Raw genomic sequence first — 16,369 nt, 5'->3', positions numbered from 1 at the left:
TCGTGAATTCCGACGCCGTGAGTTCTGGGAACTGGGTACAGCTCGGTCCGGTGCGGACGTGGTACGCGGCGTGCGCAGGCTCGACGACATGCACAGCGCAGAGCCGGCGCTGACGCCCGAGCTGTGCAACGCGATTTCGGTGGACTTCCTCACCCGTGACCCAGTGCAGACGTTTGCCCCGATCCGGCGGGCGTGACGGTCTCGGCCGTGCGCCCGAGACCCTCGAACAACACGTCGAGTCCACGCTCGAGCTCGAGGGCACCGTCGTATTCGGTGATCAGCGCTGGAAGCGTGGACAGCAGCGGAAATTCGGCGGTGGGGAGGCGGCGCAAGGCGAGGGTCAGCCGATCTCCGGTCTCGTCGGGTTTCTCGGGCATCTCCTGCGTCTCGCTCAACAGGTGTCCCCGTAGGAAAGATTTCAGCATCCGGTACGTCGACAATGCCTGGGGCACGGTGAACCCGGCGGCGGTCAACAGTGCCAGTACGCCCTCCAACGACCTCAAAGATCTGGTGGTGCCCAGCCCGAGCGGCGTTCGATGGGGGCGAGTGGACAGCAGAATTACCGCGTGCGGATGCTCGAGTGCAAGACAGCGATAGTGCCGGGCGAAGATTCTCAGCTGTCCCTGCCAATCGGGGTCGGTCACATCGACCGTGACGAGCGGGCTGAGTATCGCGTCGGCGATGGCGTCGAGCAGTGCCTCCTTCGTCGGGAGATATCGGTACACCGTCATCGGATCGCGATCGATCGACGACGCCAGGCTGCGAATGGACAGGCTGTCCAGGCCGGTTCGGTCGACGATGGACAGAGCTGCGGACACCACGTATTCGCGGTCGATCTTGTCCTTGACGTGTGGGCCCGTGCGATTGGACGGTGACAACGAGCGTCACCACCTTTCCGGAATCAGAACTAAGCGGTATATCGAAGGTTATCAGACCCGAAAACAAACTTGTTGTCCTGCAGGCATTTTCGCTTGACCCGTGAGAGTACACGTGGTGTGCTGTAGCTCTACACCGTAGAGATACGGGGAAACTCTTTGTTGCGGAGTGGGCCAGGAGCCTCCGCCTACCTCTCACTCCTATCGCGTGTTGCAGAAAAGTCGGCACGCGATGCCATCGAAGTGCACAGACCGCGAGACCTCGACGCCCCTGGTGTATGCCAGTGAACATCGTCGAAAGTCGCGAGATAACTTACCGCGCAATCGAACTCGTCGGGGGATCGATGTGCGTGATCCACGAAGCGAGGCAGCAAGCCCGCTTCGTCCCCCACCATCAGATCGGTATGTAATCCATGCATGCTTCGCAGCGCACCCATGCGTCCACCACCACCGGCCGCAGCAAGACGCTCATTCCCGTCGTAGGAACAATTGCCCTGGCCACCAGCGCACTCATGATGATCACTGCATCTCCCGCCGTTGCCCAGCCCACCACCGTGGGCCTCGGAACCGCAGAGACTTTCGCCGTACTGGCCGGCTCCACCGTCACCAATACCGGCACCTCGACCATCAGCGGCGACGTCGGCGTCAGTCCAGGTGAGGGCGAACCACCGAGTGTCACCGGCTTTCCGCCCGGCTTGGTCACGGGTGGAGTGATCCATGACCGCGATACCGTTGCAGCACAGGCACAGTCGGATCTCACCGTCGGCTACAACGATGCGGCCGGTCGAACCGGCCCGGCGAATGTCGGAGTGGAGCTCGGTGGGCAAACTCTTCTCGCCGGACTGTACGGAGGATCGGGGACTCTCGGCCTGACCGGCACCCTGACACTCGATGCGCAGGGCAACTCGAATGCCGTATTCATTTTCCAAGCGGCATCGACGCTGATCACTGCCTCCAACAGTCGGGTATCGCTCACCAACGGAGCGAATCCCTGCAATGTGTTCTGGCAGATCGGCAGCTCCGCGACACTGGGCACCGACACGCAGTTCGTCGGCACCGTCATGGCGCTGGCGTCCATCACCGCGACCACCGGTGCCACCGTCGACGGACGCCTGCTCGCCAGGAACGGTGCCGTGACGTTGGACTCGAACCGCATCACCAGCCCGAACTGTGAAACCGTCATTCCGCCGACGACCACAACACCCCCCACGACCACGACACCCCCGGTGACCACTACGCCTCCGGTCACGACAACGCCTCCGGTGACCACCACGCCTCCGGTGACCACCACGCCTCCGGTCACCACGACGCCTCCCGGTGACGGCGGCGGTACACCGGGTACCCCGGGTGACGGTGGCGGAACGCCGCCGATCGTCATCGAAGTACCTCCGATCCCAGGCCTGCCTCCCGTCCCCGGCATCACGATCCCGCCGATCCCGGGTATCCCGAACCAGCCGAACGTGCCGAATCAGCCGAACGTGCCGAATCAGCCGAACGTGCCGAATCAGCCGAACGTGCCGAATCAGCCGAACGTTCCGAACCAGCCGAACGTGCCGAACCAGCCGAACGTTCCGAATCAGCCGAACGTGCCGAATCAGCCGAACGTGCCGAATCAGCCGAACGTTCCGAACACCCCCAACACTCCGAACACCCCCAACACTCCTGATCAGCCCAACCAGCCGAGCACACCGGGTGGCCCGGATCAGCCGGGCACGTACAACCCGGGTGGGCAGATCACACAGATCCCGAACGGTGGCGTCGACACCGGTGACGGCAGCACTGTGTCATCCTCTGACACAACGCCGTTCGTTGCGATCTGGACGTTGCTGGCCGTGCTTGCGGTCGGTGCAGTCTCTGCCTTGACTCTGACTCGTCGTCGGCACTGATCGGTGAGACCTACCGTCGAGGTATCGATACCTCTGGCCGAAACCGCCCGCACCACGACCCGACACCGGGTCGTGGTGCGGGCGGTGGCAGCGGCGTTCCTTCTGCTGCTGTCGCTGGTTGCCGGCTGCGCAACGCCCTCGGATCCCGGCCTGTCGCAGAACGATTCGATGTCCTCGGTTTCTCCTGCTCCTGCCGCCGTCGCCCCGTCGGGTGAGGTTGCCGCCGAATCGTCGTCGGCTCCTGAGTCACCGCCCGCGCGGCTCGAGATCGGTGCGATCGGCGTTGATTCCGATGTGATGGGTCTGGGTCTGCGTCCGGACGGCTCGATGGAAGTTCCCGCGGGTGGTTTCCCCGCCGGCTGGTACACCGGGTCGCCGGTTCCGGGGCAATTGGGACCGTCGATCGTTGCGGGGCATGTGGATTGGGGCGGTAGCCCCGGCGTCTTCTACCGGCTCCGCGAACTCGAACAGGGCGACGATGTCACCGTCGTCAGCCAGGACGGCAACACGGTCCGATTCGTCGTCAGTGCGGTGGAGCAGTACCCGAAGGATGCGTTCCCCACCGACAAGGTCTACGGAGACATCGACCACCCCGGCTTGCGATTGATCACCTGCGGCGGTCAATTCGACTCGGACATCTCGAGTTACGACGACAACATCGTCGTGTACGCCGATCGCGTCTGAGCGAGGTCTTTCGCTCACAGCAAGTTCGCAGGCTGCTCCCAGCGTGGCCGACGGTCCATCGCACATTCTCGTAGTCGACAACTTCGACGAACAGGATCTGCGATGACTGCCCAACTCGACCGACCGGGCGCGATGCCTCCATCGCATGCCCGCCAGCCGTCCCGGCAGAACGGGTGGCTGTATCGCCGCCGGCACCTGCTCGGGTTACTGGTTCTGCTCGCGGCCACCGCAACCCTGTACCTGTGGAACCTGACCGCAAGTGGTTACGCGAACTCGTTCTACGCCGCGGCGGTACAGGCCGGTACCAAGGACTGGACGGCGTGGTTCTTCGGATCGCTCGATTCCGAGAACTTCATCACCGTGGACAAGCCACCGGCCGCACTGTGGGTGATGGGACTGTCGGCTCGTGTGTTCGGGTTCTCGAGCTTCAGTTTGCTTCTGCCGCAGGCATTGATGGGTGTCGCCTCTGTGGCGACGGTGTATGCCGCGGTCAAGCGGGTCGCGAACCCCACTGCCGGGTTGCTCGCCGGCTTCACTCTGGCGTCGGTTCCGGCGGCGGCGTTGATGTTCGATTTCGACAATCCCGACGCGCTGTTGGTCCTCCTCATGACACTCGGCGGCTACTTCGTGGTGCGATCTCTGCAGACGGCTGCCGGACGACGGGCCGCGATGTGGCTGGCCTTCGCCGGCGTGGCGCTCGGGTTCGCCTTCCTGACAAAGATGTTGCAGGGGCTGCTGGTGTTGCCGGCGTTCGGTCTCACGTATCTCGTTGCAGGACAGGCGCAGTTACGGGCACGGTTGCTGCACCTCGTCGGCGCGTTCGCGGCGCTGATCGTCGCTGCGGGGTGGTGGGTGTTGACGGTTCAGCTGTGGCCGGAGAACGCCCGACCGTACATCGGCGGGTCCACCGACAACACCGTGATGGATCTGGTGCTCGGGTACAACGGCCTCGGCCGAATCTTCGGTAACACCGGCGGTGGCGGCATGGAGGCTCCGGCCGGAATGAGTGCCGGGGCAGCCGGGTCCAGCTTCGGAGGGTCGACCGGTCTTGACCGACTGTTCGGCAGCGAGATGGGAATCCAGATCTCCTGGCTCATCCCGGCGGCCCTGGTGGCGCTGGTCTTCGGGTTGATCGCTCGTGGCCGAGCGCCACGTACCGATCTGCTGCGTGCGTCCCTGATTCTGTGGGGCGGTTGGTTCCTGGTGACGGCGCTGATCTTCAGCTACATGTCCGGCACGATTCACCCGTACTACACCGTCGCGCTCGCTCCTGCACTTGCGGGCATGATCGGAACCGGCGGCTATGCACTGTGGCTTCGACGCGAATCCATCTGGGGCAGAGCAGGTATGGCAACGATGATGATTGCGGCCGGTACCTGGAGTTGGGTGCTGCTGCACCGCAACGCGGACTGGCTGCCTGCGTTGAAATGGATTCTGTTGGTGGGGACCATCGTCGCGGCCGTGATGATTCTGCTCGCCGGGCGCTACCGAAAGCTCACTGCCGCTGCGTTGATCCTCGGAGCCGTGGCCGGTCTCGGCGGCGGCGCGTCGTACGCCATCGCCACGACGACCAACGCACACAGTGGTTCCGTCCCCACCGCGGGCCCGACAGGTGCAGTCAGCGACGGAGGCCCTGGCGGCATGCCGGGCGGTGGAATGCCGAGTGGTGGTATGCCGACGGGAGCGATGCCGGGCGATGCGATGCCGGCTGATGCTGCGTCGGGCGATGATGCGAGCATGCCGGCTGATGCCGCCGATCTTCCGGCCGGCTTCGGCAGCGGCGACCTGCCGAGCGGTATGTCGATGGGCGGTATGGGTGAGACCGACGAGGAGTTGACGGCTCTGCTCGAGTCCACGACCACGCGGTGGTCCGCTGCTGTGAACGGTTCGATGTCTGCAGCCGGATACGAGTTGGCGTCCGATACGGCAGTGATGGCGATCGGCGGATGGAGCGGCGATCCCACCCCGACTCTCGACGAGTTCATCGAGTACGTCTCCAATCACGAGGTGGCGTACTACGTGTCGGGCGGAATGGGTGGCGGAATGGCGCGCGGCGGCATGGGCGGTGACTCCGCGAGTACTTCCTCGCAGATTCAGGAATGGGTCGAGGCGAACTTCACCGCCAGCACCGTCGGCAGCGCGACGGTGTACGACCTCAGCACCTACACGGGCTGACACCCGCGACGCCGATTGGGCACAGTTGTTCCACCGCAGACGCTTCGACTGCGGTGGAACTTCTGTGTACTGACCCGTGGTACTGACCCGTGATCGATCAGAAAGGCGGAGGATCATCGTCGGGTGCCGACGTAGGTGCCGACGTAGGTACCGGCGCGGGCAGCGGCTGGACTATCTCGAGGCTCGGGGTATCTGCCTGCATCGCTTCACCTTTGGGTCTGCGATGGACGACGGGCAGATGGCTCAGGTCCGCGAGTTGCGTGGTGCCGGGAACAGTGATCGCGGTGGTGCCGGCATTCGAGACCCAGAACTCGACACCGCCGGCGAGCATCACCGGCGTCCACAACCCCATGGTCTTGAGACTGTGGTGGTAGCGGCACAGGCAGTGCAGGTTGGTGTCGATGGTCCAGCCGCCGGACTCGGGGTCGCGATGAAAGTACGGAACGATGTGGTCGATCTCGCATCGCTGGGCCGGGACATCGCAGCCGGGGTGCCGGCACGTGCGGTCGCGATATCGAATGCGTTCCGCCAGTGAAACAGTCGGGCGATATACGAGGGCTCCGGGTGGCGGCAACACGAGACCTCCGTGACCGTCCGGGTGGAGCGCGAGCCCAAGAGCGGGATCTGCGGTGATGGCCGCTTCGCGTTCGGCAACAAAGGTGTAAGTGCCCCGATACGGTGTGGCGACACAGGTGCTTCGCGGTGGTTGTGCGGACTTCGGGGGCCGAGGAACCGAACCGCCGACGCGACGACGACTGCGTCCCAGCGGATGAAACACCACCTGCGACCTGCTGCCGCTGTCGGCGCTGCTTTCGGCGCCCTTGTCTTCAGTGCCCGTGCCATTGTCGGTATCGAGGTTTACGAGTGACTCCAGGTCTTCGCCGTAGCCGAGTTTCTCCGCCAAATTGCGGGCTTCGGTGAGGAGGATCTGCCAGTGTGCGTTGTCTGCTAGTTCCCGGGCGTATTCGGCATCGATGGGTCCGTGACCGGCAAGGTGAGCAGGACTGGACAGCAGACCGGCGAGAGTGGCGAGGTCGACGGTGATCACCGTCAGTGGGGCGCGTCGATCAGGACACACTGTATCGGCCGTGCACGGATTGTCGTCATCGGGTTCGCACATGCATGCCATCGACGACTCTTGCTGCAGCAGAGCAACATACGCTGCGGCACGCTTCTGCCCCTTGTTTCGCGGATCACGTCGGCACACGGTCGCGGCCATCTCGTTGATCAACTGCCAAGCAGCTGCGGCGTCGGCGGCGGTGAGGTCGGCTTTGAGCGTCGAGAGCACGTCTTTGTCGGTGTACGTGACGTTGGTGTGCCGTTCCAAGTCCTTGCGCAGAGCGGCAGCCTGCTCGGGTGCGATGCGGTACATGATCGACCAGATTTCCGTCGCCAGCGGACCCGGTGACAGGCGTCGGGCAGCGTGCAGAACCTCCCCTTGGACGGCCGTCGCCGCGTCCTGCGTCAGATTGTGGGTGCACCGGTATATCGCGCGGACCCGGGGCAGGTCGAGTTCGCCGGCCTCGAACGCTGCTGCAACATCTGGAAGCCGGAGCCGTAAGTCCATGCCGATCTCGGCGTACGTGTTCGCTACGGTCTTCGAGCAACCCAGAACGTGCGCAATCTCCGACGCCGCGTAATTGCCGGCATCCTGAATGATGTCACCGACCAGAACGTTCTGATGGATGCATGAGTCCCAGATGGCAGCGGCTACAGCCACTTTCCGTGCGCACGCCTGATTCTCCAGCGTCGCGACATCTCGAATCTCGGCCAGAGAAGCAGCCTCGATGTACGGCTTCGATTGCGGCCCGAGATAGGCCGCGAATCGACTGCGTGTCGAGCTATATGTGGTCATTGTGTAGTCGCCCCCCGGCATGTGTTCCCACTGGAAGTAGAACGCATGTTCGATGGTAATGCGGAATTCGATGCCGGTCAACTCCAATTCCATTGCACTGAAGAAGGATTGGAGAAGTGGCACCCATACACCAACCTACCGACAAGTTGCTCGGCCGCGTTGTGGGAAGGCGCTCGAGGAGCTCAGGCCGAGTCGTGCATCAGCGCGGCGATGTACAACAGGACGGAATCGCTGCCGGGTGAGGTCGTGTACCCGGTGAGCTTGTCGATCTTGACGAGCCGGTAGGTGAGCGTGTTTCGGTGCAGGTGAAGCTTTTCGGCTGTCTTGGTCGAGTTGAAGCCGCTCTCGCCCCACGTCATCAGTGTTCGCTTCAGGACTTCCCAGTCCGGGGCATGGACGATGTCGCCCAGCACCGTGTCGACCAATCGGCGACGGGTGCTGTCGGGAACAGCCCGAACGGCGTGCAACAGACGCATCCGGTCGATGTCGTGGATGTGTCGTTCGGGAAAGACCTGCCGCCCGAGCTCGAGTGCGTCACGTGCGTCCTGGGCCGACGCGTTCAATCGAGCGACGCCGGACGCGCTCGGCCCAACCCCGACCGATACCGACCATGCGTTGGCCTTGCCCCGCTCGACGAGCGTCTGCCAGCGACGGTCGTCGTCGGTGGTGCTACCCACTGGAGGCATCACGGCGACGACATTTCGGGAGAGTCTGCCGGCTATTTCCTGCGTAGTGTCGGCTGTGTGTCGAATCCATTCCAGCACAACGGTAGTGGGGTCGGCGTCGGCGCGCTTGCCGACCTCGGTCGCCGACGCCGTGTTGTCGGTTTCGACCAGAAAGACACGGCGCGGAATGTCGATGTCGAATGACAGTGCAGCAGCTCGATTCTCGACACTCTGCATGGACGCTTCGCTACGGTGCCAGTCGAAGACATCACGCAGAAAGTCTTCGACGGCGCGCTGGCGGGAGACCCTGGTTCCGATGCGGCTGGCCTCGCTCATGAGGATTTCCGTCTGACGTTTGACTATCTGTCCGAATTGCTCGACCAGCTCGGGAGCTCCGGACAGACCTACGGTGCCGACCACTCGACCATCGAGGGTCAGCGGAAGCGTGGTGCCGGGAAGGCTGCCCTGCAGGCTCCGTACGTCGGCGCTCGAGTGACTGCGTGTGCTGTTGGTTTCTATCACCACGATCGACGCCTCGTGGAATTGCCCGACGCGTCCCCGTTCACCGCTACCGAGGACGATCCCGGTGGCGTCGGTGATCAGTACGTTGTGCCCGATGATCTCGGTGATGTCCACTGCGATCTGCTGCGCCAGCTCGGTACTGAGCACGACGAACTCCCGTCCGATTAACTTCGACGTAACGCCGAATCTGGGCATGTGTGCAACTTGCCCAAGAATATAGACGTACGGGAGCTGATGCTGGGCTTTTTGATGAAGACCCGAAAGCGGTCTCCGTCATACGATTTTTCCATCGTCGACAGAGGAGAAGTCATGCAAGTATTGGATTGGATTGCGGTAGCCGGGTATTTCGTAGTGCTGATCGTGGTCGGTGTACAGACCATGAAAAAAGTCTCGAATGCCGATGATTTCGCGGTTGCCGGCAATCGTATTGTCTGGCCGGTCTTCTTCGGCAGCCTCGCTGCTGCCTTTCTGGGCGGCGGCGCATCGTTGGGTGTCGCCGGGGCGACGATGCGCGACGGGTACGTCTACATGTTCGCCTTCTGCGCCTTCGGAATCCAGACCGTACTGGTGGGACTCTTCGTCGCGCCCAAGCTCAAACGCTACCGCGGTGCACACACGCTCGGTGACGTGATGCATGCGCACTACGGCAAGCCCGCTCGCGTCATTACGGGCGGATTGTCGATCGTGTTGTGCACCGGAATTCTGGGCGCTCAGGCATTGGCGATCGGTACGGTCGTCAACGCAACTCTCGATGTACCGCCGACACTGGCGATCATTCTGGGTATGGGCGTGACCGTCCTCTATTCCGCGTTCGGCGGAGCCTGGGCCGTCATTCAGACCGACCTTCTCCAGTTCGTGTTCCTCGGCGTCCTGATCCCCGTGACGTTGCTCATCGGATTGCATGCAGTGGGAGGGCCTTCGGCTCTCGTCGACGCCCTGCCGTCCGATCACCTGACGCTGATGGGTGATTACAGCGTCATGAAGTTCGTCGGTTTGTTCGCGGCCCTGCTGCTCGGTGAGACGTTGGTTCCTCCGTACGCGCAGCGCACCTTCTCGACGCCCGACTCCTCGCACGCCCGTAAGGGATTCGTCACCGCCGGTATCTTCTCGTTCTTCTTCTTCTTCATCTCGGCCTCGATCGGAGCGGTGGCATTCGTGCTCTACCCCGACATCGAGCCGGATTCGGCACTCCCGACCGTCGTCACCAACCTGATGCCGATCGGCCTGCTCGGCTTGTTGGTTGCGGCGCTCCTCGCGGTCGTGATGTCGACGGCATCGAGCTACATCAACTCCAGCGCAGTGGTGTTCACCGACGATCTCTACCGGCCACTGGCCAAGCACGAGGCCTCGCAGCGCAAGCGGCTGAACATCGAACGAACCCTCAGCGTGGTCGTCGGCGCCGGTGCCACCATCTTCGCGCTCACAGTTCCGTCCATCGTGGACGCCCTGCTCTACAGCTACACACTCTGGGCACCGACGATGATCGTGCCGCTGTTCGGAGCAGTGCTGTTCGGTGTTCGTTCCGCGCCTGCCGCGCTGTGGGGTATCTCCGCGGGTGCTGCGGTCACGGTCGTGTGGCAGTGGGTACTGATGAGCCCGTTCGGTCTCGACGGTCTTCTCCCCGGTGTCGCTGCGAACTTCATCGCCTACACCGTGGCGGCGGTGGCGACGAGCAAGAAGTATCCACGAAGAACACAAACCTCGAACGAACCGATCCTCGACAACACCGGAGCGCACTGATGTTGGAAATACTTTTCTACGGAGCGCCGATTGTCGCAATTGCTGTCACTGCCTGGTGCGGCTTTCTCGGGTGGCGATTCTATTTCCAAGAAGTTCTGAAGAAAGAGGAATGATATGACCCTCGTATCTGCAAATCTCGCAGGCATCGCCGACGAGACCACCAGTTACCCCGCGTATGTGCAAGATGGACGAAATATCCATGTTTCGGGTCAGGTGTCCTTCGCCGACGACGGGTCGATCGTGGGCGAGGGTGATCCGGCGAAACAGACCGAGGTCGCTATCGATCGTCTCGAACGAGTACTGCACGCCGCCGGGTCGGATCTGAACCACGTCGTCTCGACGACCGTGTACCTGACGTCGGCGGCGTACGCCGCCGAGATGAACCGGGTGTGGCGTGAGCGGTTCGGTCGGCACCGGCCGGCCAGGGCCACGGTCGTCACCGGCCTGCTCGACGAGAGACTGTTGGTCGAGATCACCGCTGTGGCTGTGCATTTCGGCGAGGGTGTCGAATGAGAATCGCAGTTCTCGGTGGCGGCATCATCGGTGTGACGAGTGCGTTCTATCTGGCACGCGAGGGCCACGAGGTGGTGGTCTACGACGAGCGCGATCGCGTCGCAGACGACACCACCGCCTCGACGGCCGGGTTGATAGCGCCGGGGCATTCGTATGCATGGGCGTCTCCGCAAGCACCGAAAATGTTGCTTCGATCGCTGGCCGGAGGACAAACCTCCATTCGGGTGAAACCTCGCCTGGATCCAGCGTTGATCCGGTGGGGCCTGGCGTTCATGCGTGAATGCACTCCCGCACGCAGCCTGAAGAACACCCTCGCCAAGTACGAGCTCGCCTCGTACAGTCAAACCTTGCTCGAGAAGCTGACGGTGGAGGAGTCACTCGAGTATCACCGGACCGACGGAGGGATCCTCTACCTCTACCGGGACGCAGCCGCCCTCCACGAAGCCAGCAGCAAAGCCGAGCTGATGCGTCAGCAGGGAAGATCACAACGCCTGCTCACCCGGGAGCAGGCGTTCGAGGTCGACCCTGCTCTGGCCAACAGCACCATCGACTTCGCGGGAGCTGTTCACGACGAGGACGACGGCACCGGTGACCCGGCGCTGTTCACCGTGGGGTTGGCGGCGGCAGCCGAACGCCTCGGTGTCCGGTTCGAGCTGAACACGAGAATCGAGTCGTTGGAGTCCGACGGCACCTCGATCGTCAGGGCTCGTACTGCTCGGGGCAGCGAAATCGACGCCGACTGCTACGTGTTGGCCCTCGGGAGTGCGTCGAGCACACTCGCTCGCACCGCAGGGCTCCGCGTCCCGGTCTATCCGGCCAAGGGATACAGCCTCTCGGTGGCTATCCGGGACCAGTCGCGGGCACCGCACACAGGCGGTATCGACGAACGATCACTGGTTGCCTGGTCTCCGTTCGGATCGACACTCCGTATGTCGGCCGTCGCCGAATTCGCCGGTTACGACAAGACCCACGCGCCCTCGAACTTCGCCGAGATACGCGCTGCCGGTGAGGAACTCTTTCCCGGAGCATTGGACTGGAGTTCGGTCGAGTATCGCTCGGGATTGCGCCCGATGACTCCGGACGGGCCGCCGATCATCGGTGCAACGCCCCGCGACAACCTGTTCGTCAACACCGGACACGGACACGTCGGCTGGACGATGGCCTGCGGCTCGGCTGCACTGCTCGCTGCCGAGCTCGGTCGACGTCCAGCCGAGATCGATGCCACACCGTACCGGTTCGATCGCTTCTCGCGCCGCACTAGGAAGTCGGCAGCTCGGTCGGTCCGAACCAGGTGAACAGCTACCGGTGGACGCTGCGCTCGACAAGCGTCCACCGGTACTCGCCAGAAAGGGAAAGCCGCTCATGCGCTACCACCAACAGATATCCGGAACGGGCTACACGTTCTCCTCGCTGATCGAGGTCATGGCAAAGGCTTCACCTCTGCGTTCCGGTGACGAGCTGGCAGGATGTGCGGCTCACTCGGATGCCGAACGTGCTGCTGCCCAATGGATCCTGACAGATATTCCACTGTCGGTGTTTCTCGAGGAACAGCTCGTTCCCTACGAGACCGACGACGTGACGCGCCTGATCGTCGACTCGCACGATCGGACGGCCTTCTCTCCGATCTCCCATCTGACCGTCGGTGGCTTCCGTGATTGGCTGCTCGCAACGGCGGCCACCGCGAACAGCGCAGACACCCTCGCCGCTGTCTCGTCCGGGATCACACCCGAAATGGCAGCTGCCGCATCGAAGCTGATGCGTAATCAGGATCTGATCGCCGTCGCGAAAGCCATGACTGTCACCTCGGCCTTCCGAACCACTATCGGTCTGCCAGGACGAATTGCCACCCGACTACAGCCAAACCATCCGATCGACGATCCACGCGGTATCGCGGCAGCAACGCTGGACGGGCTGCTTCTCGGCTGCGGCGACGCCGTGATCGGCGTCAATCCGGCCACCGACTCGCCGCACGCCACGGCCACGCTCCTGCATCTCCTCGACGACATTCGACTGCGTTTCGACATTCCCGTGCAATCGTGCGTATTGGCCCACGTGACAACAACTATGGACCTGATCGACAAGAACGTTCCGGTGGATCTGATCTTCCAGTCCATCGCAGGCACGCAGGGTGCCAACACGAGTTTCGGAACAACGATCCCGATGCTGCTCGAGGCCGCAGAGGCAGGACGATCGCTGGGGCGAGGAACCGTCGGCGACAACGTCATGTATCTCGAAACAGGTCAAGGATCCGCGCTGTCCGCCAACGCGAATATCGGATCGGGCGGGCTCGCAGTCGATCAGCAAACGCTCGAGACAAGGGCCTACGCGGTAGCGAGAGTGTTGGATCCGTTGCTGGTGAACACGGTGGTCGGCTTCATCGGGCCCGAATACCTGTACGACGGTAAGCAGATCATTCGCGCCGGCCTGGAAGATCATTTCTGCGGCAAGCTCCTCGGCCTCCCGATGGGGGTCGACGTGTGCTACACCAATCACGCGGAAGCCGATTCCGACGACATGGATGTCCTGCTCACCTTGCTCGGAACTGCTGGTGCCGCGTTCGTCATCGCAGTCCCCGGAGCCGACGACGTGATGCTCGGCTATCAGAGTCTGTCGTTCCACGATGCGCTGTACGTCCGGCACGTCCTGGGCCTGAGGCCGGCACCGGAATTCGAGCGCTGGTTGCACTCTCTCGGCATGGCCGACGACTCGGGGCGCATCACTCCGATCGATCTCGCAGCCTCGCCGCTCATGGCGCTCACCGATCGATGACGGACCATCGACCGTCCCCAGCGGGCTCGGACACCGACATCTGGGACCGATTGCGAGCGACGACCACATCACGCATCGGTCTGGGGCGAACGGGTTACGGCCTTCCGACTTCACGATTGTTGGACTTCAACGCTGCTCACTCCGCTGCCCGCGATGCTGTGCACCTCGAGCTAGACGTCGATCGGCTCGCCGACGACATCAGCGAGCTGGGCATCGGCGTTCCGGTGTCCGTTCGTTCGAGGGCCTCGAACCGCAGCGAGTATCTACGTCGACCCGATCTCGGCCGAACCCTGCGCTCCTCGGCACATGTCGTCTCGGAGAACAAGGACATCGGCTTCGTACTCGCCGACGGTCTGTCCCCGCGAGCGCTCGGCGAGCACGGCACCGGGCTACTCGAGGCATTGGTCTCCGAACTGTCGGATCGCCACACCATCGCGGCTCCGGTCATCGCGACTCAGGCGAGAGTTGCACTCGGCGATCACATCGCTGCAGCGTCCGGTGTTCGCACCGTCATCGTGATCATCGGCGAGCGTCCCGGCCTGTCGGTGGTCGACAGCCTCGGCATCTACCTCACTCACCTGCCGTACCCGGGCCGGACCGACGCCGATCGAAACTGCGTGTCCAACATTCACCCTCCGGACGGCCAAAGTTATCTCCGCGCGGCGCAGATCACGCGATCGCTGCTGACCGGGGCCCTCGCGCTCGGCCGCTCCGGAGTGGACCTGAAAGACAATTTCACCAGCGAACTCACTGGTTCGGAGACGTACACGATCGAGCACACGACGGCCTCGCACCCCTCGCGAGTCCAGTGATGTCGCCTGATCTGCCGCCGCCTCGCGTCGACCATTGGGAGTGGCAGCGCTCTGCCCGATGCCGCTCGATGGCATCGTCCGTGTTCTTCCCTCCAGAAGGGCTACGCGGACCGACATTGCGGTACAGCGAACAGGCGGCCAAGGCTGTCTGCAGTCTGTGTCCCGCGCTCACCGAGTGTCGGCGGTACGCCATCGATGTGCAGGAGCCACACGGTATTTGGGGCGGACTGACACCTGCCGAGCGCTCCGCCCTGGCAGAACCGTAGCGGTACGACGCATTGTCTCGATCCCAAGACTGCCACCCGGCTTCACTCCGGAACGAGTACGAACCGCTCCAGGACCACCTGAGTGTCGTCGTCGACGGTGAAGTATGGATAGCCCAGTTCCGCGCGAACCTCGGTCGAGTGCCAGAATCTTTCGTGTCCGGCCCGCCACTGCGCCACATCGGCGTAACCCTCTCCCTCGTCGAGGGCATGCTGAAGTGAAACATTCTTCAGCGCAACGACATCGACGGCCTGGGTTTCGATGATCCCCACCGTCAGTCCCGCCGAATCCACCACCGCGCCACGTTCACCGACTCTCGGCATCTCCTCGTCGGCGTACTGGACCAACAGACTGGCCGTGGTGGTCTTGGCGCCGGTCAGGACGGCCGCAACCAAGGTGTCCCGTAAGGGCCCCGGGTACGCGAATTCGACAATCGGTAGATCGGTCACGCACCCATCATATTTCGAGGTCGACCCACACCAGTCGGTGGTCCGACGGGTGCTCGGTGCCCGAAGGCCAGTACACCTGCGAATCGATCACCGTCAGATCGTCCGAGGGCAACACGTAGTCCACGCGCAGGTCGCCCGGCGTCGGGTCGGCGAAATCGGCTGTGTCCGTGCCGTGATCGGCCGAGGTGGGTGCAGGATCCTGAACCCGCGGAAGGTCGAGAACCTGCGCGATGGCACCGGCCACCGAATCGCCGTCCACCGGATCGCTGTTCTGATCGCCCAGCATGACGAACGATGCTCCGTCCTCCAGCCCGCCGCGTACACCGTTGTCGTCGTAGAGGTAGTCCGCACCCGAGATGTAATCGGCGCTGAGCCGGATCTCGTCGTGGTTGCGTTTGCCGTTGCGGTCCTCGGGACCATCGAAAGACGGGGGAGTGGGGTGTGACGCCAACACGTGCAGGGTCGTGCCGTTCACGTCGATCGGCACGTCCCAATGCGATTTGCTGGACAGTCGAAGCGCGTCGGACACGTCGCCGTAGTAGTCACGCGGCAGCAGGGAATCCGGCATGTCCTTCCACAGGAAGTTCTGGAACGTACGTACCGAATCGGTGGCGATCGGGAACTTCGAGTACACGACCATCCCGTACTGGCCCGGGAACTGACCGAATCCCCACGCATCACCCGGGCCGCCGAGTGTGCCGTCCCGGTCCAGGTCGAGTCCCGAATCGACGCCCGTGTTCACCGGCGCAGTGAAGGAGTGCGGATACTGTCCGTCGAGATAGTTGTCGTTGAACAGCCTCACCGCATCGTCACCCGAGTAGTCGAACTCGTTGACCAGCAACACATCCGGTGAGTTCGCGGAGATCGCATCGGCAACCGCGCGAGCCTGTGCGTCCTCACCCTGCAGATCGGTCACCAGCTGCCCGGCCACCGGCCGATTGAGGCTGGCATTGAACGTCGCCACGCGTACCGGCGTCGTAACGGCTTCGAGTCGGTCTGCATCAGGGTCGGACGAGGAGCAACCAGAGGCCATGACGGCGAGGGTAACGGTGACGGCCACGAGTCTCGACATTCTCACGGTCGTCACCGTAGAGACGGCAAGCGAACGCCAGGTTACGGATTAACAAGCAAGCGTGCTTGCTTTTTTCGAGACCTCCTGT

General features: G+C 63.1%; 14 protein-coding genes. 9 read left to right on the top strand and 5 right to left on the bottom strand.

The genetic code is table 11. From position 1 onward, the window contains the following. Nucleotides 1-149 precede the first annotated feature (149 nt). Nucleotides 150-878 (bottom strand): TetR/AcrR family transcriptional regulator C-terminal domain-containing protein, encoded by a 729-nt coding sequence (locus tag CH271_RS13910; RefSeq protein WP_037191334.1) that lies wholly within the window; start codon nt 876-878, stop codon nt 150-152. A 410-nt stretch (nt 879-1,288) separates the two neighbouring features. Here CH271_RS13910 and CH271_RS13905 point away from each other — a divergent pair, with 410 nt between their 5' ends. The 3 genes from CH271_RS13905 to CH271_RS13895 all read left to right on the top strand — a co-directional run bounded on the left by CH271_RS13905 (nt 1,289) and on the right by CH271_RS13895 (nt 5,620). After that, on the top strand, nt 1,289-2,761 hold the full coding sequence (locus CH271_RS13905) for an ice-binding family protein (RefSeq protein WP_256986411.1): 1,473 nt from the start codon (nt 1,289-1,291) through the stop codon (nt 2,759-2,761). Nucleotides 2,762-2,764: 3 nt separating this feature from the next. After that, entirely contained in the window at nt 2,765-3,445 is a 681-nt protein-coding gene (locus tag CH271_RS13900) for a class F sortase (RefSeq protein ID WP_256986410.1), read from the top strand. Between the two features lie 102 nt (nt 3,446-3,547). Next, the gene (locus CH271_RS13895; protein ID WP_218828494.1) at nt 3,548-5,620 is read left to right on the top strand and encodes an ArnT family glycosyltransferase; all 2,073 of its coding nucleotides are present in this window, start codon (nt 3,548-3,550) and stop codon (nt 5,618-5,620) included. A 97-nt stretch (nt 5,621-5,717) separates the two neighbouring features. Here the strand turns inward: CH271_RS13895 and CH271_RS13890 are convergent, their stop codons facing one another. Then, nucleotides 5,718-7,598: an HNH endonuclease signature motif containing protein gene (locus CH271_RS13890; protein ID WP_256986409.1), complete on the bottom strand. Its 1,881-nt coding sequence runs from the start codon at nt 7,596-7,598 to the stop codon at nt 5,718-5,720. Between the two features lie 59 nt (nt 7,599-7,657). Continuing rightward, complete coding sequence (locus CH271_RS13885) at nt 7,658-8,809, bottom strand: CdaR family transcriptional regulator (protein ID WP_179274582.1); 1,152 nt, start codon at nt 8,807-8,809, stop codon at nt 7,658-7,660. A 162-nt stretch (nt 8,810-8,971) separates the two neighbouring features. Here CH271_RS13885 and CH271_RS13880 point away from each other — a divergent pair, with 162 nt between their 5' ends. The 6 genes from CH271_RS13880 (at nt 8,972) to CH271_RS13855 (ending at nt 14,762) form a co-directional block, all read left to right on the top strand. Further along, nucleotides 8,972-10,402 (top strand): sodium:solute symporter family protein, encoded by a 1,431-nt coding sequence (locus tag CH271_RS13880; protein ID WP_052047727.1) that lies wholly within the window; start codon nt 8,972-8,974, stop codon nt 10,400-10,402. A 114-nt stretch (nt 10,403-10,516) separates the two neighbouring features. Then, entirely contained in the window at nt 10,517-10,915 is a 399-nt protein-coding gene (locus CH271_RS13875; protein ID WP_094633940.1) for a RidA family protein, read from the top strand. Further along, the gene (locus CH271_RS13870; protein ID WP_094633939.1) at nt 10,912-12,210 is read left to right on the top strand and encodes a D-amino acid dehydrogenase; all 1,299 of its coding nucleotides are present in this window, start codon (nt 10,912-10,914) and stop codon (nt 12,208-12,210) included. Before CH271_RS13875 ends, CH271_RS13870 begins: the two co-directional genes overlap by 4 nt. A gap of 67 nt (nt 12,211-12,277) precedes the next feature. Continuing rightward, the gene (locus CH271_RS13865; RefSeq protein ID WP_094633990.1) at nt 12,278-13,684 is read left to right on the top strand and encodes an ethanolamine ammonia-lyase subunit EutB; all 1,407 of its coding nucleotides are present in this window, start codon (nt 12,278-12,280) and stop codon (nt 13,682-13,684) included. Beyond that, nucleotides 13,681-14,496 (top strand): ethanolamine ammonia-lyase subunit EutC, encoded by an 816-nt coding sequence (gene eutC / locus CH271_RS13860; protein WP_094633938.1) that lies wholly within the window; start codon nt 13,681-13,683, stop codon nt 14,494-14,496. The genes CH271_RS13865 and eutC overlap by 4 nt, the downstream gene beginning before the upstream one ends. Next, nucleotides 14,496-14,762 (top strand): WhiB family transcriptional regulator, encoded by a 267-nt coding sequence (locus CH271_RS13855; RefSeq protein WP_037191642.1) that lies wholly within the window; start codon nt 14,496-14,498, stop codon nt 14,760-14,762. Before eutC ends, CH271_RS13855 begins: the two co-directional genes overlap by 1 nt. A gap of 42 nt (nt 14,763-14,804) precedes the next feature. Here CH271_RS13855 and CH271_RS13850 read toward each other — a convergent pair whose 3' ends face one another. Next, entirely contained in the window at nt 14,805-15,209 is a 405-nt protein-coding gene (locus CH271_RS13850; protein WP_094633937.1) for an ASCH domain-containing protein, read from the bottom strand. Nucleotides 15,210-15,216: 7 nt separating this feature from the next. Beyond that, complete coding sequence (locus tag CH271_RS13845; protein WP_094633936.1) at nt 15,217-16,281, bottom strand: endonuclease/exonuclease/phosphatase family protein; 1,065 nt, start codon at nt 16,279-16,281, stop codon at nt 15,217-15,219. Nucleotides 16,282-16,369 lie beyond the last annotated feature (88 nt).

Source organism: Rhodococcus sp. 05-340-2 (assembly GCF_002258915.1).
In the GTDB taxonomy this organism is placed as follows: Bacteria; Actinomycetota; Actinomycetes; order Mycobacteriales; family Mycobacteriaceae; genus Rhodococcoides.
The sequence above is the reverse complement of the archived record's forward strand: the minus strand, read 5'-3'. Positions and strand labels throughout refer to the sequence as shown.